The 16,899-nt window shown below is 68.0% G+C and carries 15 protein-coding genes; 3 read left to right on the plus strand and 12 right to left on the minus strand.

Annotated features, from left to right (window positions below):
* The 11 genes from ACIOSY_RS00860 to ACIOSY_RS00910 form a co-directional block, all read right to left on the minus strand.
* Complete coding sequence (locus tag ACIOSY_RS00860; protein ID WP_400847529.1) at positions 1-1,887, minus strand: Ig-like domain-containing protein; 1,887 nt, start codon at positions 1,885-1,887, stop codon at positions 1-3.
* The gene (locus ACIOSY_RS00865; protein ID WP_400847532.1) at positions 1,877-2,671 is read right to left on the minus strand and encodes a TIGR03943 family putative permease subunit; all 795 of its coding nucleotides are present in this window, start codon (positions 2,669-2,671) and stop codon (positions 1,877-1,879) included. The genes ACIOSY_RS00860 and ACIOSY_RS00865 overlap by 11 nt, the downstream gene beginning before the upstream one ends.
* Positions 2,664-3,698, minus strand: a complete 1,035-nt coding sequence (locus ACIOSY_RS00870) for a permease (protein WP_400847535.1) — start codon at positions 3,696-3,698, stop codon at positions 2,664-2,666. The genes ACIOSY_RS00865 and ACIOSY_RS00870 overlap by 8 nt, the downstream gene beginning before the upstream one ends.
* Positions 3,695-4,111, minus strand: a complete 417-nt coding sequence (locus ACIOSY_RS00875) for a Fur family transcriptional regulator (RefSeq protein ID WP_400847538.1) — start codon at positions 4,109-4,111, stop codon at positions 3,695-3,697. Before ACIOSY_RS00875 ends, ACIOSY_RS00870 begins: the two co-directional genes overlap by 4 nt.
* A gap of 286 nt (positions 4,112-4,397) precedes the next feature.
* A complete protein-coding gene (locus tag ACIOSY_RS00880) occupies positions 4,398-5,258 on the minus strand; it encodes a metal ABC transporter permease (RefSeq protein ID WP_400847541.1) in 861 nt (286 codons plus the stop codon).
* Positions 5,255-6,115 (minus strand): metal ABC transporter ATP-binding protein, encoded by an 861-nt coding sequence (locus tag ACIOSY_RS00885; RefSeq protein WP_400847544.1) that lies wholly within the window; start codon positions 6,113-6,115, stop codon positions 5,255-5,257. The genes ACIOSY_RS00880 and ACIOSY_RS00885 overlap by 4 nt, the downstream gene beginning before the upstream one ends.
* Complete coding sequence (locus tag ACIOSY_RS00890) at positions 6,112-7,098, minus strand: metal ABC transporter solute-binding protein, Zn/Mn family (RefSeq protein ID WP_400847547.1); 987 nt, start codon at positions 7,096-7,098, stop codon at positions 6,112-6,114. The genes ACIOSY_RS00885 and ACIOSY_RS00890 overlap by 4 nt, the downstream gene beginning before the upstream one ends.
* A 99-nt stretch (positions 7,099-7,197) precedes the next feature.
* Positions 7,198-8,886, minus strand: coding sequence for a glycoside hydrolase family 13 protein (locus ACIOSY_RS00895; protein WP_400847550.1), 1,689 nt, complete (start codon positions 8,884-8,886; stop codon positions 7,198-7,200).
* A 40-nt stretch (positions 8,887-8,926) separates the two neighbouring features.
* A complete protein-coding gene (locus ACIOSY_RS00900; protein ID WP_400847553.1) occupies positions 8,927-9,805 on the minus strand; it encodes a carbohydrate ABC transporter permease in 879 nt (292 codons plus the stop codon).
* Positions 9,805-10,743 (minus strand): carbohydrate ABC transporter permease, encoded by a 939-nt coding sequence (locus tag ACIOSY_RS00905; RefSeq protein ID WP_400847556.1) that lies wholly within the window; start codon positions 10,741-10,743, stop codon positions 9,805-9,807. Before ACIOSY_RS00905 ends, ACIOSY_RS00900 begins: the two co-directional genes overlap by 1 nt.
* Positions 10,740-12,038, minus strand: coding sequence for an ABC transporter substrate-binding protein (locus ACIOSY_RS00910; protein ID WP_400849059.1), 1,299 nt, complete (start codon positions 12,036-12,038; stop codon positions 10,740-10,742). Before ACIOSY_RS00910 ends, ACIOSY_RS00905 begins: the two co-directional genes overlap by 4 nt.
* A 130-nt stretch (positions 12,039-12,168) precedes the next feature.
* Here ACIOSY_RS00910 and ACIOSY_RS00915 point away from each other — a divergent pair, with 130 nt between their 5' ends.
* Positions 12,169-13,389, plus strand: coding sequence for an ROK family protein (locus tag ACIOSY_RS00915; protein ID WP_400847559.1), 1,221 nt, complete (start codon positions 12,169-12,171; stop codon positions 13,387-13,389).
* Between the two features lie 124 nt (positions 13,390-13,513).
* Here the strand turns inward: ACIOSY_RS00915 and ACIOSY_RS00920 are convergent, their stop codons facing one another.
* On the minus strand, positions 13,514-14,557 hold the full coding sequence (locus ACIOSY_RS00920) for a dipeptidase (RefSeq protein WP_400847562.1): 1,044 nt from the start codon (positions 14,555-14,557) through the stop codon (positions 13,514-13,516).
* Between the two features lie 305 nt (positions 14,558-14,862).
* On the opposite strand from ACIOSY_RS00920, the gene ACIOSY_RS00925 reads away from it, so the two are divergent.
* Together ACIOSY_RS00925 and ACIOSY_RS00930 are read left to right on the plus strand one after the other, a co-directional pair.
* The gene (locus ACIOSY_RS00925; RefSeq protein WP_400847565.1) at positions 14,863-15,921 is read left to right on the plus strand and encodes a hypothetical protein; all 1,059 of its coding nucleotides are present in this window, start codon (positions 14,863-14,865) and stop codon (positions 15,919-15,921) included.
* Entirely contained in the window at positions 15,914-16,894 is a 981-nt protein-coding gene (locus ACIOSY_RS00930; protein ID WP_400847568.1) for a DUF6602 domain-containing protein, read from the plus strand. The genes ACIOSY_RS00925 and ACIOSY_RS00930 overlap by 8 nt, the downstream gene beginning before the upstream one ends.
* Positions 16,895-16,899 lie beyond the last annotated feature (5 nt).

Raw genomic sequence — 16,899 nt, forward strand, 5'->3', positions numbered from 1 at the left:
TCAGAAGCGCGGGGCCGTCTGACACCACGAGGCGTCGAAGCCGGTCAACGCGACGAGCTCTTCGCCCGTGCGCAGGTCGAGCAGGTGCGTCTCCATGTTCTGCGGCAGCGGGAGGAGCATCTCGTCGTACGGGTTCTTGGTCATGTCGGGAGCGATCACGACCGCGGCGTACTGCCCGCTCGGCGACGCGCAAGCCTGCAGGATCGACTCGGTCGAGGCGACCTCGACGAGCGTGGTGGCGGTGCCGTCGTCGGCGACGCGGATGATCGCCTGACCGGTCGGGATGCCGTTCTCGTCGCGCGCCACGATGTGGCGCAGCGTCCCTCCAGGGAACGGCGTGATCGTCGACGCGATGCCGTAGTCGGGGTCGGATGCCGCGAGCGGCTGCTCCGAACCGTCGGCGAGGTTGAGCTCGACGACCGTGCCGTCGAGGCGCTCGACGATCGCGGTGTACGTGCCGCGGCTGATGCCCTGGATGTTCGCCGCCAACCCGAGGGACTGCACCCCGGCGTCGCTGGACCGGTCGACGAGCGAGAGGGCGCCGTCGAAGTCGATGAAGAGCACCGCGGCGCTGTCGGGCACGAACTGCCAGGCGAAGATGCTGGCCTCGGTGTCGCCGACCTCGATGATCTGCGGTTCGTCGTTCGAGTCGTTCAGCGACTGGGTCACGAGCACGCTCGCCCGCCCCTCGGTGTCGCTGAGCTCGCGGTCGGAGTAGCTGTAGCCGACGAGTCCGCCGCGCTCCGAGACCTGGATCGCGCCGACGTAGCCCTCGCCGGGCAGCGGGAGTTCATGCTGGTTCTTGCCGTCGCGGTCCATCACGTAGATGTGCGAGCCGTCGTCTTCTTCGACCGTGACCACGAGCTGCGTCGACGTGGCGCGGAAGTCGTTGATCTTGTCGGCCGCGAAGACCGGCACCGCCTGCTCGCCCGTGAGGTCGACGGTGTCGAAGATCTTGTCGTCCTTCTTGGGGTCGCGGTTCAGCAGGAAGATGCTCGAGCCGGGCGTCGTAAAGCTCGTCGTCAGGTCGCTCTTCGGACCGCCTCCGGCACCGACGGCATCGGCGACGGTCACGGTGTACTTCGTGTCGTCGTCGAGCGGGACGGTGAAGCGGATGCCGATGCCCCGGCCCGCGGCATCCACCGTGAACGGCACCGACGGCTCGACCGTCACCTGTGCGGGATCGATGGCGGCGAGCGACTGGTTCGCCGTGAGGATCACGCGGCTCCCCGACGAGTTGATGGCCTGCTCGGGATCGACCTGCACTTCGGAGATGCGCGGCCCCTGCGTGAGGCTCACGACGCCGAATGCGGCACCGACGAGCACGAGGATGCCGAGCACCGCAGCGAGCGCGAGTCCGAACCGTCGCGAGGGCTTCGCGGCGTCGGAGTCGGTCGCGCGCGGGGCGCGGGCGGGCTTGGCCGGCTTCGGTTCCTTCGCCGGCTTCGCGGGCTTGGGCGCCTTGGCGGGCTTGGGCTCCTTCGGCTCCTTCGCCGGCTTGGGTTCCTTCGCCGGTTTCGGTTCCTTCGGCTCCGCGCTCCCTGAGCGACGAGCGAAGCGAGGAGACGAAGGGGCGTCCGCCTCGTCCGAGGCGGGCGCTTCGTACGACGAACGGCGGGCGGGCCCTTCGTCTCGCTGCGCTCGCTCAGGAACCGGGAGCTCGACCGACTCCTCGCCCCTGGGCCCCTGAGCTTGTCGAAGGGCCCGAGGATCGTCCGCGGACGTGTCGACCGTTGGGGCGGGCCCTTCGTCTCGCTGCGCTCGCTCAGGAACCGGGAGCGCTGCCGCTGCGGCCTCGGCCGCCTCGCGGGCGGCACGCATCTCCGCGCGCGTCTGCGGAACGGGCGCGACGCCGGACGCCTCGGGGCGCTCGTCGTCAGTACTCATAGGGGTCTCCCGGCTCGTCGATCGCGACGACCTCGGTCGGTTCGATGCGCAGCGTGCCGTCGGCATCCGCCCGCACGGTTCCGGTGACCTCGACCCACTGGCCGGTCTTGTACTCGCCCGCATCGACGCTCACGGGCAGGGTCGCCGGCTGCGCATCGATCACGCAGTGCGTGATGACCATGCGGGTGAGGTTGACCTCGCCGTCTTTGACGGCATCCGGGGTGACGAATCCGGTCAGGGTGACGGATGCTCCGTCGTACGCCGCCGTGTTGGTGGCGGTGGCGAAGACGCTCGCCCAGTCGCCGACGCCGAACGTCGAGGTGTCGGCGACGCCGAGGGTGACCTTGTCGGATCCGGCGAAGAGTGCGGTCTGCTCTCCGACGCGCGACATCGCGAGCTCGACTGACAGCGACGCGGGCGGCAGCACGAGTGCCGCGGCGACCACACCGGTCGCCAGGATGCCGCCGGTCACGGCGCCGGCGGCGGCGAGGGCGCGGCGCGGGGAGGCCGGAGCATCCGCCTCGTCATCTGCCGTTCCGTGATCGTGGCCGTGGTCGCCCTCTTCGCCGAGCGGGAGCGTGCACGACCAGATCGCACCCGCGAGGGTCACGACGGCCGCCGCGCAGGCGAACCAGATCGACTCGGGGCTGATGTAGAGCGTGAGGCGACCGGTGACGCCGAGCCCGAGCGTGACGATCGAGATGAAGGTCGCCAGGCCGATGCCCAACCAGCGCGCTCCGAGCGCGCGCAGGCGGAAGCGCGAAGCGGTGGACTGCTCAGACAAGGACGTTCACCCCGATTCCGATCGCGAAGGCCGCCGCGAGCACGATCCCGACGATACCGACGAGCGTGCGGGCGGTGAAGGTGGTGCGCATGAGCGCGAGCATCTTGACGTCGACGAGGGGGCCCACCAGCAGGAAGGCGACCAGCGCGCCCGACGAGAACGTCGACGCGAACGACAGGGCGAAGAAGGCGTCGACGTTCGAGCAGATCGCCACGGTCATCGCCAGCACCATCATCGCGACGATCGAGAGCACCGGGTTCGAGCCGATCGCGAGCAGCATGTCGCGCGGGATCAGCACCTGCACGGCTCCGGCGAGCGCCGAACCGATCACGAGGGCGGGCATGACCGCGCGCAGCTCGACGAGGAACTGCGTGAGGCTGCGCTTGATCGGCGTGCCGTGCTCGTGGGTGACGCGGTCACACGTGTCGATGAAGCGCTGCGTCAGCATGGCGTCGGGCGAGGGGTGGCGGCTGTAGATCCAGCCGATGAGGTTCGCGATCAGGTAGCCGCCGACGAGACGGGCGACCAGGATGCCGCCGTCCCACCCGAATGCGGCATGGGTGGTGAGGATCACGATCGGGTTCACGATCGGCGCCGCGATCAGGAACGTCATCGCTTCGGCCGGAGCGAGGCCGCGCATCATGAGGCCGCGGGCGAACGGCACGTTGCCGCACTCGCACACCGGGATCAGCATGCCCAGCAGCGACAGCACCGCACGGCGGGCCCAGGCGCGCTTCGGCAGCCAGCGGTGGATGACATCGGGCGGCAGCCACACCTGCACGACGATCGAGAGCAGCACGCCGAGGATCACGAACGGCAGCGCCTCGATCAGCACGCTGAGGGCGAGGGTCAGACCGTCTTGCGCACGGGTCGGCAGCGAGGCGGGGAAGAGCGAGGGCAGGAACGCGTCGACCAGGAACAGTGCCGCGATGATGACGGCACCCAACCCGAGGCCGATCCACGCCGACCGCGGCGAGCGCGTCGGGCCGTGCGCGTGCGCGTGCCGCTGAGGGGTGAGCAGAGTCACGCCGTCGCAGCCCGTTCGGCGTCGCGCTTGTTAGTGCAGGGGGCGCACAGTCCGAAGATGTCGACCACGTGCGCAGCATCCGTGAATCCGTGCAGGGCAGCCGTGCGATGCGCCCACTGCTCGACGTCTTTGGCCTCGATCTCGACCGTGAGCCCGCAGTTGCGGCAGATCAGGTGATGGTGGTGGCCCTGCGTGGTGCAGGCGCGGTAGAGCGCCTCACCCTCGGGGCTCTGCAGCGAGTCGGCGTCGCCCGAGGCGGCGAGTCCGGCGAGTGCCCGGTACACGGTGGCCAGGCCGATGCCCGTGTTCTCGTCGCGCAGCGAGGCGTGCAGATTCTGCGCGCTCACGAAACCGCGCGCGTCGGCGAGTGCTTCGCGCACGCGTTCGCGCTGCCAGGTGTTCCGCTGAGCCATACCGTCGATTCTAGGTGTCGGGGATTGTGGAGGGCTGGGAGTCGTGGGGCGCCGGGCGGTCGGCGTTCATAACTCCTCAGAAACCGGTGAGATCCTCGCAAAAAGGGCCGGGAGGCGACCCCGCGGCGGGGTTCTTGAGGAATTATGCACGGGCGGGCGCTCGGACCGGCGGCCACAACTCAGGACAGACCGGCCCCGCGCGGCCCGAAACACGTCGGAACCGGCCGCGACCGCCCGATTGTCCTGAGTGAGGGACAGCACCGAGCCGAGCCGAGCCTCTCCCGGCTCAGACCGGAACCCTCTTCACCCGGGCCCGGGCCTTCTGCACCACCCAGCACACGACGTAGATCGTGAACGACAGGGTCGTGATGTAGGGGCTGACGGGCAGGGTGCCGGCGAGGGCGAGCAGGATGCCGCCCACCGCCGAGACGAAGCCGAACAGGGCGGCGAGCAGCGGCACCGCCACCGGCCCCGCGGTCACGCGCATCGCGGCGGCTGCGGGAGTGACGAGCAGCGCCATCACGAGCAGCGCGCCGATGATGTGCACGCTGACGGCGACGATGAGTCCGAGCAGCACCATGAACAGCAGGCTCACGGCGCGAGTCGGCACACCGCGGGCGGCGGCCGATTCGGGGTCGAGCGAGTCGAAGCGCAGCGGGTTCCACATGACCAGCAGGCCGATGAGCACGACCATGCTGATGCCGATCAGCCAGCCGAGGTCGGGGCTCGACACCGAGACGATCTGCCCGGTGAGCAGGCTGAAGCGGTTGGCGCTGCGTCCGTCGTAGAGCGACAGGAACAGGATGCCGAGGCCGAGGCCGAACGGCATGAGCACGCCCACGATCGAGTTGCGGTCGCGGGCTTTCGCTCCGAGGATGCCGATGAGGATCGCCGCGACCAGGGCTCCGCCGAGGGATCCGACGACGACGCTGCCACCGAAGAGGAGGGCGGCCGCGGCTCCCGCGAACGAGAGTTCGCTCACGCCGTGCACCGCGAAGGCGAGGTCGCGCTGCATGACGAAGACGCCGATCAGACCGCCGACGATGCCCAGCACGGCGCCCGCGATGATCGAGTTCGCGAGCAGGGCGACGAGCTCGCCGTAGTCCTGGAACGAGAAGACGTCGCTCCAGTCGATCAGCGGCCTCATGCGGCTCCTCCGTGGGCGTGGCCGTGCTCGTGGTCACCGTGGTCGTGGTGGGGCTCGGCATCCGGAACCCCCACGACCACCAGGCGGTCGCCCGCGCGCAGCACGAACACGGGGGTGCCGTAGAGCTCGGTGAGCACGCGGGTCTGCAGCACCTCGTCGGGTGTTCCGAGCAGGAACCGCCCGCCGGCGATGTAGAGGATGCGGTCGACCCGGCCGAGGATCGGGTTGATGTCGTGCGTGACGAAGAGCACCGCCGCTTCGCGCTCACGGCGCTGGCGGTCGATGATGTCGGTCACGGCGAGCTGGTTCGCGAGGTCGAGGTTCGACAGCGGCTCGTCGCAGAGCAGAAGGGCGGGCTCGTCGGCGAGCGCCTGACCGACCCGCAGTCGCTGCTGCTCACCGCCCGAGAGCAGCCCCACCCGTCGCTCGGCGAAGTGCGAGGCGCCGACCGATGCGAGCAGCCGATCGACCTTGGCGCGGTCGCCGCGATGCGGGATCGGGAAGCCGAAGCGACTCCCCTGCACACCCAGCGCCACCAGATCACGGGCGCGCATGCTGGTGTCGGGAGCGAGCGAACGCTGCTGCGGGATGTACCCGATGCGGGCGTTGCCGCGGTGCACGGGCTCGTCCGCGACGCGGATCGTTCCCGACGACAGCGGCTGCAGGCCCAGGATGCTCCGCAACAGGGTGGTCTTGCCCGAGCCCGACGGGCCCAGCACGGCGATGAACTCGCCGGGGTTCACCGTCAGGTCGAGGCCCGACCACAGTTCCCGATCTCCGCGGTGCAGCCCGGCATCCGCGATCTCGAGGACGGGGCTGCCGCTGGGTCCCTGAGCCTGTCGAAGGGCCCGGCTCACGACTGGGTCGCGGCGGCGAGGCTCTGGATCGCGTCACTCATCCACTCAGAGTACGACGATCCTTCTTCGAGCAGCTCCGTGAAGGCGACGACGGGGATGCCGGCGTCTTTCGCGGCCTGTTCGACGCGCTGGGTCTCGGCTCCGCCGGTCTGGGCGTTGGTGAGCAGCGCGGTGACCTCACCGCTGCCGATCACGTCGAGCGACTCGAGCAGCACGGCGGGGGCGACATCGGTGCCCTCTTCGACCGATTCGGCGAAGCCCTCGGGGGTGACGTCGGTGAATCCGGCGGCGGCGGCGAGGTAGCCGGGCAGCGGCTCGGTGATGAAGACGTTGACGCCCGAAGCATCCGCCTTGATCGTCGCGAGATCGGCCTCGAAACCCTCGAGGTCGGCGGTGAGCTCGGCGGCGTTCGCCGCGAACTCGTCGGCACCCTCGGGGTCGAGCTCGGAGAGCTCGTCGGAGATCGCCTCGACGACGTGGATCATCGTGTGCGGGTCGAACCAGACATGCTCGTTGAAGCCCTCGATGTGGTTGTGACCCTCGTGGCCCTCTTCGCCCTCGGCGTGCTCGTGGTCGTGCTCGGCCTCGGACTCGGCGTCGTGGCCCTCGTTGCCGGGGAAGTCGTGCGAGTACTCGACGGCCGTGACGACGTGGGGGTCGTCGGCATCCTGCAGCAGCGTGTCGATGAAGGCGTCGTAGCCGCCGCCGTTCTCGATCACGAGGTCGGCCTTCTGCACCGTGAGCCGGTCGCGGGCGGTGGCCTCGTACGAGTGCGGGTCCTGCGAGGCCGAGGTGATGATCGACTCGACTTCGATGCGGTCGCCGCCGATGTGCGCGGCGATGTCGCCGTAGACGTTGGTGCTCGCGACGACGGTGATCGTGCCGTCGTCGCTGCCCTCTCCCGCTGCGGGGGTGGCGGTGCATCCGGCCAGCGCGAGGGCGGCGACGGATGCGAGGGCGAGGGCGATGACGGGCTTCTTCATGATCTCCACTCTAAACGCTAATGAGAACCATTATCAAATTGGGTACCCGGGTGGGCCCTTCGTCTCGCTCAGTTCCGAGACGAAGGGCCCCGAGATCCGTCAGCCGAGCAACCCCGCCGGAGCGATCCACGCCGTGGCCTCGCCCGGCAACGCCGAACCCTCGAGCGCGCGGCTCGACAGCACCACGTCCGCAGCATCCGCTCCGAGGTCGAACGCCTCGGCGCCGAAGTTCGTCACGACCTGCCAGCCGTTCGGACGCGCGAACCGCAGCACATCGGCGCGGCCCGTCTCGATCCACTCGAGCGTCTCACCGGTCTGCAGCGGGTGCCGCAGGCGCAGCGCCTCGCGGTACAGCGACAGGGTCGACGACGGATCGGATGCCTCGGCATCCGCCGAATAGTCGGCAAACCACGCCGGCTGAGGCAGGTGTGCGCCCGCCGAACCGAACCCGAAGGAGTCGCCGTCGGCCGACCACGGCAGCGGGACGCGGCATCCGTCCCGCCCGATCTCCTCGCCGCCGGTGCGGAAGAAGGTCGGGTCCTGACGGTCTTCGGCGGGGATGGCCGCGACCTCGTGCAGGCCCAGCTCCTCGCCCTGGTACAGGTACGTCGATCCGGGCAGCCCCAGCAGGAAGAGCGTCGCGGCGGTCGCCCGGCGCGCACCCTTCTCACGGTCGAGCACCGACTCGTCGCCGCCGTCGAGCAGCCACTGGCCGCCGTGGCGGGTCGGGGCATCCGAATCCTGTGCCACGGGGATGCCGTAGCGCGTGGCGTGACGCACCACGTCGTGGTTCGACAGCACCCACGTGCTCGACGATCCCGACGTCGCGGCGAGCGCGAGGTTCTCGGTCACGATGCGGCGGAACTCGGGGGCATCGAAGTCGGCCTCGAGCAGGTCGAAGTTGAACGACTGGCCCAGACTCTCGGGGCTCGCGTACTTGGGCACGCGGTCGGCGGCGACCCACGCCTCGGCGACCGCCGTGCGGGGCGGGTCGTACGAATTGAAGACCTGACGCCACTCGGCGTAGATCTCGTGCACGTCATCGCGGTCGATGAGCGGGTGGTTGCCGTCCTTGGGGATGAGGTCGAGCTCGGCGCTCGTCGGCAGCTTCTCGGCGAAGTCCTTCGTGAGCATGTGCGCCACGTCGATGCGGAAGCCGTCGACGCCGCGGTCCGACCAGAAGCGCAGGGTCTTCACGAAGTCCGCGCGCACCTCGGGGTTGTCCCAGTTGAGGTCGGGCTGCTCGGTGGCGAAGTGGTGGAAGTACCACTGGCCGTCGGCGACGCGGTGCCAGGCGGGTCCGCCGAACGTCGACACCCAGTCGGCGGGCGGCTCGGAGCCGTCGGGCCCTTCGCCCTCGCGGAAGATGTACCGCTCGCGCGCCGCCGAACCACGGCCGGCCGCCAGTGCCTCCTGGAACCACGCGTGCTGATCGGACGTGTGGTTGGGGACGATGTCGACGACGACGCGGATGCCGCGCGCGTGCAGCGCCTCGACCATCGCGTCGAAGTCTTCCAGCGTGCCCAGACGCGGGTCGACGTTGCGGTAGTCGGCGACGTCGTAACCGCCGTCGGCGAGCTCCGACGGGTAGAAGGGGCTCAGCCAGACCGCATCGATGCCGAGGTCGGCCAGGTAGTCGACGCGCGACAGGATGCCCGGGATGTCACCGAGTCCGTCGCCGTTCGCATCGGCGAAGCTGCGGGGATAGATCTGGTAGACGGCGGCCTGACGCCACCACGCTGCCGTCTTGTCGCCTTCGCGGGTCTCGAGAAGAAGCGCATCGGTCATGAGGGGTGTTACTCCTTTGTCTTGCGGTGGATCTGAGGGGCTAACCCTTGACGGCGCCCTGGGTGACGCCTTCCATGACGAAGCGCTGCGTGAACAGGTACGCCAGGATCGCCGGGGCCATCGCCATCAGGTACGAGGCGAACGACACGTTGTAGTTGTTGCTGAACTGGGTCTGGAACAGGTTCTGCCGCACGGGCAGCGTCTGCATCGCCGGATCGGAGATGATCAGCGACGGCATCATGAAGTCGTTCCAGGCGTAGAGGAAGGCGAAGATGCCGACCGTGGCGCTCATGGGGGCGAGCAGGGGGAAGATCAGCTTCCAGAAGGTCTGCCACGTCGTCGCACCGTCGATGCGGGCGCTCTCCTCCAGTTCGATCGGGATCGAGCGCAGGAAGGCGGTGAACAGCAGCACGCTGAAGCTGAGCTGGAACATCGTCGCGAGGATGATCACGCCGAAGGGGTTGTCGAGTCCGACGCGTCCGGTGAGCTGGATCTGCGGGAGCGCCACCACCGGGAACGGGATGAACATCGCGGCCAGCAGGTAGAAGAACGAGTAGCGGAACAGCCGGCGGTCCCAGTTGCGCACGATCGCGTACGAGGCGAAGGCGGCGAGCAGGATCGTGGCGATCACGGTGCCGGCGGTCACCAGCAGCGAGATGCCCGCCCCGACCGGGAACTTGGTGAGGTTCCAGGCCTCGACGAACCCGTCGATGCTGAACGGCGCCGGCAGCGAGAAGGCGTTGCCGTCGACCGCCTGTCCGGTGGTCTTGAACGCCATCGAGAGGGTGACGTACAGGGGCAGCAGAACGGTGACGGCGCACAGGATCAGGATGATCGTGCCCGACCAGTTCACCCGCTCCATGCGGATGCGCGGCTTCTTCTTGCCGGGGGTGACGGTGGTGAGTGTCTGCGTCGACATCAGAGGGCGTTCCTTCCGCGGGTCAGCGAGAGCTGAAGGAGGGAGATGAGCACGGCGACGATGAAGAAGATGGTCGCGTTGGCCATCTGGTAGGCGTAGTCGCCGCCGTTGAAGCCCGCGATGATGGTCATCGCGACGCTTCGGGTGGATGTTCCGGGGCCTCCGTTGGTGAGGCCGACGATGATGTCGTAGGCGTTGAGGAAGCCCTTGAATCCGAGGATCACGTTGATCACGACGTAGCCCGCGACGAGCGGGAGCGTGATGCGTGTGAGCTGCTGCGTCTTGCTGGCGCCGTCGATGCTCGCCGCCTCGTAGACCTCACCGGGCACCGAGAGCAGGCCGGCGATGTAGATCAGCAGCGTGCCGGGCACGGCCTGCCACGCGGTGACGATGACGATCGCAACCCAGGCGAGGTCGGGGTTGGCGAGCAGGCTCGTCTCGAGCCAGGGGATGCCGGTGGCCGCCCCCGCGGCGGGGATCGAGTTCGAGAACAGGAAGTTGAAGACGTAGGCGATGATGATGCCCGAGATCACCATCGGGATCACGAAGATCGTGCGCAGCCCCGTCTTGAACCGCACGCGGGAGGTGAGCCCCACCGCGAGCAGGAAGGCGATCACGTTGACCACGATCACCGTGGCGATCGAGAACCCGAACGTGAACAGGTAGCTCTGCAGGATCGCCGGGTCGCTGAACAGGGCGATGTAGTTGGTGAACCCGTTGAAGTTCCACTCGCCGATGCCGATCGAGTCGGTGAAGCTGAAGAAGATGCCGATGACGCCCGGCACCGTGATCGCCAGCGTGAACAGCACGAGCGTCGGCAGCAGGAAGAGGTAGTAGATCGGCTCGACGCGACGCGTGTGCCGCCGGATCTTGCGATCCTGACCGGTGAGGATCGCCGTGGTGCTGGCGCCGGTGGCGGCGCTGGTGGTGGTGCTCATGGCGTGGACTCCTCTGTCTCGCCGGCGGATGCCGCGTCGTCCGTCGTCGGGATCGGAGCACGGAAGGCGATGCGCGCCCAGTCGGCGTCCATCGTGCGAAGGGTCGAGGTCGTGTTCGCCCCGAGGACCATCGCCTGCGCGTAGTTGAAGATCGGCAGGGTCTTGGGCACGAGCACTGACGGCCCCTGGTAGATCTTCCCGGCGGCGTAGTACTCGGTCATGCCCTCGATCCGCGGATCGTCGGGGGCCGGAGCATCCGTCGTCGGGGTGAATCCGAGCTGCGAGGCGTTGTACTCCTCGATGTTCTCGGGCAGGTAGAGGTACTCGAGGAAGTCGCGGGCGGCTTCCTGGTGGTTCGATTCCTCGGGGATCATCGCAGCGAGGTCCATGTTGACGCGCACCTCGAGATCGGCGGGGTCGTCGGTCATCGGCAGCGGGAAGGTGCCCAGCTGCAGGTCGGGTGCGGTCTTCGCGATCTCGCTGAAGGCCCACGGACCCTGCAGGTACATCGCGGCCTCACCCTTGGCGAAGGCGAGGTTGCCGTCGCCGTAGCCTCGGCTCGCGGCATCCGCATTCGTGTAGTCGTTCGCGAGCAGCAGCATGCGATCCATGGGCTCGGAGAAGTCCTTCTCGAACGAGACCGGGGAGTCGGGGCCGACGTCGGCCCCTTCGGCGGCGAGCGCGTCGAAGAACTCGATCACGTCGACCGAGCCGCCCGCGGTGTAGTCGTACCAGCCCTGCCCGACGGTCCAGTCGTCTTTGAACGTGCCGTAGAACGGGTCGATGCCGGCTGCCTTGAGCTGGTCGCACACGGCGATCAGCTCGTCCCAGGTCTTCGGGATCTCGAGACCCTGAGCCTCGAAGATCTCCTTGTTGTAGATGACGGATGCTGCCATCACCGAGTAGGGCAGGGCGCTCGTGCGTCCGCTGCACGAGCCGTACTGGTCCATGAGCGGCTGGAGGTCGTCGCGGATGGTCGCGGCGGCGTCGGTGCCCGAGAGGTCGGTGAGTGCGCAACGCTGCACGAACCGCGCGATCTCGTAGTTGTAGTTGGCGAGCATGATGTCGGGCGGGTTGCCGCGCACGAAGCTGGCGGAGACGACGTCGACGCCCGAGGTGTCGATCTCGACCTTCACGTCGTCCTGCGAGGAGTTGTACTCGGCGACGAGTTCGGTCATGAACTCGATCGCCTCGCGCTTGCTGAAGGTGAAGCGGATCGTCTCCGCTCCGGAACCGGCCGCGCAGCTCGTCAGAGCCGCCCCGACCAGCGTCAGCCCGAGGGCCCCGGCGATCATACGCACCACGCGTGTTCGTTTGTCAGACACCGTCGTCCTTCCGATTCTTTAGATCCGCAGATTAAATCTAGTGAGCGAATCTACTGTCGAGAGGTACTCTCTCATTGGAACGACAGGAAGGTCAAGAGGCATGTCAGAAGTCTCACCGGGTCTCGGCACCGGACGCGCGAGCGTCGGCGCGGTCCTCGACTTCGCCTGGGCGGCCGGAGAGTTCACGGCCACCGACGTCATGGCCGGCACCTCGCTCACCCGCTCCACCGCGATCGACGCGATCGACACCCTGCTCGGCGCCGACGTACTGCGCGAGCTGCCCAACGCCCGCGCCGTCGGCGACTACCGCTCCGGTCGACCCGCGCGACGCTTCGCCCTCTCCCCCGACCTCGGGGTCGTCGTCGGCATCGACGCCGGCGACACGCACCTCTCGGTCACCGTCGCCGATGTTCTCGATCAGACGCTCGTGCACCACCGCGTCGAGGTGTCGCAGGCACAGCCCGCATCCGATCGCCGCGCGCTCATCATCGAGCGCCTCCGCGCCGCCCTCGACGAGGCGGGCGTCACCCGCGACCGCGTGCTCGCCGTCTGCGCGGGCGTCGCCGCGCCCGTCGACCGCAACGGCATCTCACCCCCGCACCCCGACGGCTTCTGGGAGCGCACCAACCCCGGGCTCGCCGAAGCGCTGAGCGACTGGGCGCCGGTCGTGCAGATCAAGAACGACGCACAGCTCGCGGCCATCGCCGAGGGCGCGGTCGGCGCGGCGATCGGATGCCGCGACTACGTCGCCCTGCTCGCCAGCGAGCGCTACGGCGGCGGCGTGGTCGTCGACGGCCACGTGCTGCACGGTGCCCACGGCGGTGTCGGCGAGGGCGTCGTCTTCGACCACATCATCGGAGTCGGCTCGGCCGTCGGCCTGCCCTACGCGGTGCAGGATACTGCGCGGGATGCCGTCTCCGCCGGAGACGTGGCGAGCTCTTCTGCATTGGGGCAGCTCGTCGCCGAGGACCGCATCGACCCGCGACTCGTGCTCACGCTCGCCGCCTCCGGCGACCCGGATGCCCGGCTGGTCACCGACCGCGTCGCGGCCGTCGTCGCCCGCATCGTCGGCGTGCTCGGCAGCATGTACGACCCGGCGCGCGTGATCGTCTGCGGCGCCGTGGCCGAGAGCATCGAGCCCGTGCTCGCGGCGGCGCGCAGCCTGCTTCCCGCCGAGCTGCACCTGCCGGCGCCCCTCATCCTCGCCTCGACCCTCGGCGCCGAGGTCGTGTCGGTCGGCGCGATCGCCACCGCACGCCGGGCGGCCCGGGACGTTTCCGTGCCCCAGCTCGCCGAGCAGCGGCTGAGCCTGCGCGCGTAGGCCGCGGCATCCTCGAGCTACGCGAACCGCGCCGTTCGGGAGGAGATCGGCGAAGCGGAGGATAACTCGGGGGCTATTGATCCTCCCGAATGCCGATCTCCTCCCGAATGCGGAAGAACGTCGCCTACTCCTGAGCCTGGTGGATGAACCGCTCGTCCGTCGCCCGGAGCACGCGCAGGATGTTGCCCGACCACACCCTGTCGATGTCGGCATCCGACCACCCGGATGCCGACAGGGCCTCGCGGAGGCGCGCGAATCCGGCGACGTCTCCGAGGCCGTCGGGGAAGTCGGGGAATCCGTCGTAGTCGCTGCCGATTCCCACGTGATCGATGCCGGCGATGTCACGGGCGTGATCGAGATGCGCCACGACCTGATCGATGCTCACCGATGGGGCGTCGCCGTCACGGCCAGCATCCCACCAGTCGGCGTAGTCCTGCGAGACGAAGACGGGGACGAACGAGACCATGATCACGCCGCCGTTGTCCTGTAGCCGTTGCAGCACGCCGTCGGGAACATTGCGCGGATGCTCCGTCACGGCGCGGCAGGAGGAATGGCTGAAGATCACCGGCGAGTCGGTGACGCGCAGCGCGTGGTTCATCGTCGCCTCCGACACGTGAGACAGGTCGACGAGCATGCCGAGCGCGTTCATCTCGCGCACCACCGACTCCCCGAACTCGCTGAGCCCGTCGTGCTGCGGCTCATCGGTGGCCGAGTCGGCCCAGGGCGTGTTGTTGTTGTGTGTGAGGGTCATGTAGCGCACACCCAGGCGCGCGAACATCCGCAGCGTCGCGAGCGACCCGGCGATGCTGTGACCGCCCTCGGCACCGAGCAGGCTGGCGGTCCTGCCTTCGTGCCCCGCCCGGACGACATCGTCTGCCGTGCGCGCGAACTCGAGGTGATCGGGGTACCGCTGCACCAGGCGGTGCACGAAGTCGATCTGCTCCAGCGTGTACTGCACCGCGTCGACGTCGGGGGCGTCGTCGGCATAGACCGACCAGAACTGCCCGAGCACGCCGCCCTCCCGCATCCGGTGCAGATCGGTCTGGAACGGCGCGGGCGCCGCCGGGTCATCGAGACCCTCCACCGAGTATGCGGCGAGGTTGCGCGCCGCCCACGGCAGGTCGTTGTGTCCGTCGATGAGTCCGTTCAGCGAGGGTGCGTCCGTCATAGCTCGAGGCTAGAGGCACCCCGGGGCGCAGGGGCGCGCCTCGAAGGGAGTGTTCGTCGGCCGGCCGCCCTCAGTTATGAGGTGACTTTCAACCCGCTCCAGTTGGCGACCAGTTGCTCCACGGGAGCACTGAGACCGGCGGCATCGCGGAGGACCACACTGCGTCACGAAAGGTGCTCCAGTGTGAAGGAATCCGCCGAGACCTTGAAGCTCGCGGTTCTCTCGGACCTCAGTGCCACTCCAACTCCGCATCCGACACGACGTCGTCGACGTGCGCGCTGCCCTGAATCTGAGATCATCGCCAGATGAAGACCACCGAAGTCGAAGTCGCCTGCGATGAGTCCGGGAACGAAGGCGAGAACCTGTTCGCCTCCGGAAGCACAGTCTTTGTACATGCCAGTACGGATCTGGATGCGGTCACCGCGGCGGCCATCATGGACCAGGTTCGCACCGATACCCGCAGCCAGGCTCCCGAGATCAAGTCGCGCACTCTCCTGACACCGGGGAACGAGGACGTTCTCCTGGCGTTGCTCGACAACCCCGACCTGCAAGGTCGCGTCAGCGTCCATCTGACGGAGAAGCGGTTCTTCCTGGCGAGCAAGTTGGTCGACCTAATCGTGGAAGAAGTGATGCATGAGCGAGGCGAAGACATCTATCGAGATCGACGCGCGCGCGCCTGGGCATGGATTCTGTATCAAGACGCTCCCGCTCAGCTCGGCCCGGCCTGGACCGCGCTGCTAGACGCCTTCAACGAACTGACCTGGCGGCGGCCTGGACGGAGCAAGGCCTCAGAGACGTCTACATTCCTGGCGGCGTTAGAAGATGCTCGCTCGGGAGCGACCGGACGTGTCGCGCACATCCTGCGGATAGCGCACGCAGGCGAGCCTCACATGCTCGACCTCGCGCGAGAAGCCAGCGATACGAGCAAGGAGGTACTTCGGAACCTAGACCCCATCGTTGCCGCCGTTGGCCAGACTGCACGGACGTGGCATGAGCGCACCAACGCCGATATCCGGATCGTTCACGACGAGGCACCGGCCATCACACCCGAGTTGAAGGCGGCATTGATGCTGGGGTTGAGCGCGGCCGCCACGGCCGAGCTTGGACTTCCCCCCGTCTCTCTTGTCGGCATCAACACTGTCGATTCGAAGCTCGAGCCTCGAGTTCAGGTCGCCGACTTGTTTGCCGGCGTCGGGCGAGCGTGTGCTCAGGACGCTCTAGCCGGACATCCGAATAAGAAGTGGATCCGTGCCTTGCGACCCCATCTGAATGACGACTCGATCTGGGGCGACGCGACCAGTTGGTTCACACTGTTCGACAGAGAGCTCCAAGCCGACGGGCGGCGAGGAGGCACCGATGAGTGAGGACAACCGCCTCCGAGAGTGGTTCGACAAGGCGGACGCTGAGATGCGCGCCAGCTATGCGGAGAATCACGCGAAGGCTCGCGACTCGAAACGAATCCAACAGACGGGCCACGCCGCCGAACACGCCTGGGGCAAGTTGCTCGAAGAGTGGCTTCCTCCGCACTACGAGGTTGCATACCGCCGCTACATCCTGCCAGAGGTCGACGCGGCGGACTACACGCCGCGGGAGACCGACATCGTGATCTTCCGCCCCGGTTACCCACGAGCGTTGAGGCGGCAGGAAGAGGTGCTCGCGGCTGGCGTCGCCGCAGCGTTCTCGGTGAAACTGACCTTGGACCCGGCGGGCCTAAGAGAGGCCATCGAGGAGGCGGCGCTGGTCCGGCGACACATCGCGCCGCGCCTCGGGACCGCACGGCAGGAGGCCACGCCAGCGTTCCGGTACGGAGTGCTCGGCCACGCGCACAGGTTCGGCACGAAGCCTCGACTAAATGTCGCCACCAACTACTTTCGAAGCGACCTGGAACTCTCTACACACCCGCGCGAGTCGTTGGATCTGATCTGTGTCGCGGACCTTGGCGTCTGGGAGAAGATGACGTCCACATACTCCCCCGTCTGGAACGAAGAGGAGCGGGTGAAGGGCAACCTCGTCCCGGAGGGATTCAGCGTGGACACTACTCTCATCGACGTAGAGACGTCGATGTCGGAGAAGTACCCCGGGCCGAACGGTGACTGGTCACAGACGTCCGGGTCTCCGCTCTCTATGTTCATCAGCGCGCTCTACGGCTTCCTGTCCCAAGAGGATGAACAGGCAGCTCCGTTCTACCGCGGCCTCCTTGGTAGTGATGTGTCAGCGTCGGGCGGCGGGCTGTCGCGTCGCTGGGCCCCCGAGCTCGTGTACAACGAAGCCACGCTGGAGATGCTGCCGCATCGACTGGTCAACGGTCGCGAACCTGAATGGGGAATGGCCTACTAGGGCGC

Origin of the sequence: Microbacterium sp. NPDC087665 (assembly GCF_044743285.1) — a bacterium.
GTDB lineage: Bacteria > Actinomycetota > Actinomycetes > Actinomycetales > Microbacteriaceae > Microbacterium.

What these genes read in the sequence shown, in the direction of transcription:
- ACIOSY_RS00890 (WP_400847547.1), bottom strand. Translation starts at nt 7,098, where the DNA reads ATGAAGAAGCCCGTCATCGCCCTCGCCCTCGCATCCGTCGCCGCCCTC.
- ACIOSY_RS00915 (WP_400847559.1), top strand. Translation starts at nt 12,169, where the DNA reads ATGTCAGAAGTCTCACCGGGTCTCGGCACCGGACGCGCGAGCGTCGGC.
- ACIOSY_RS00880 (WP_400847541.1), bottom strand. Translation starts at nt 5,258, where the DNA reads ATGAGGCCGCTGATCGACTGGAGCGACGTCTTCTCGTTCCAGGACTAC.
- ACIOSY_RS00930 (WP_400847568.1), top strand. Translation starts at nt 15,914, where the DNA reads ATGAGTGAGGACAACCGCCTCCGAGAGTGGTTCGACAAGGCGGACGCT.
- ACIOSY_RS00860 (WP_400847529.1), bottom strand. Translation starts at nt 1,887, where the DNA reads ATGAGTACTGACGACGAGCGCCCCGAGGCGTCCGGCGTCGCGCCCGTT.
- ACIOSY_RS00875 (WP_400847538.1), bottom strand. Translation starts at nt 4,111, where the DNA reads ATGGCTCAGCGGAACACCTGGCAGCGCGAACGCGTGCGCGAAGCACTC.
- ACIOSY_RS00920 (WP_400847562.1), bottom strand. Translation starts at nt 14,557, where the DNA reads ATGACGGACGCACCCTCGCTGAACGGACTCATCGACGGACACAACGAC.
- ACIOSY_RS00905 (WP_400847556.1), bottom strand. Translation starts at nt 10,743, where the DNA reads ATGAGCACCACCACCAGCGCCGCCACCGGCGCCAGCACCACGGCGATC.
- ACIOSY_RS00895 (WP_400847550.1), bottom strand. Translation starts at nt 8,886, where the DNA reads ATGACCGATGCGCTTCTTCTCGAGACCCGCGAAGGCGACAAGACGGCA.
- ACIOSY_RS00900 (WP_400847553.1), bottom strand. Translation starts at nt 9,805, where the DNA reads ATGTCGACGCAGACACTCACCACCGTCACCCCCGGCAAGAAGAAGCCG.
- ACIOSY_RS00925 (WP_400847565.1), top strand. Translation starts at nt 14,863, where the DNA reads ATGAAGACCACCGAAGTCGAAGTCGCCTGCGATGAGTCCGGGAACGAA.
- ACIOSY_RS00910 (WP_400849059.1), bottom strand. Translation starts at nt 12,038, where the DNA reads ATGATCGCCGGGGCCCTCGGGCTGACGCTGGTCGGGGCGGCTCTGACG.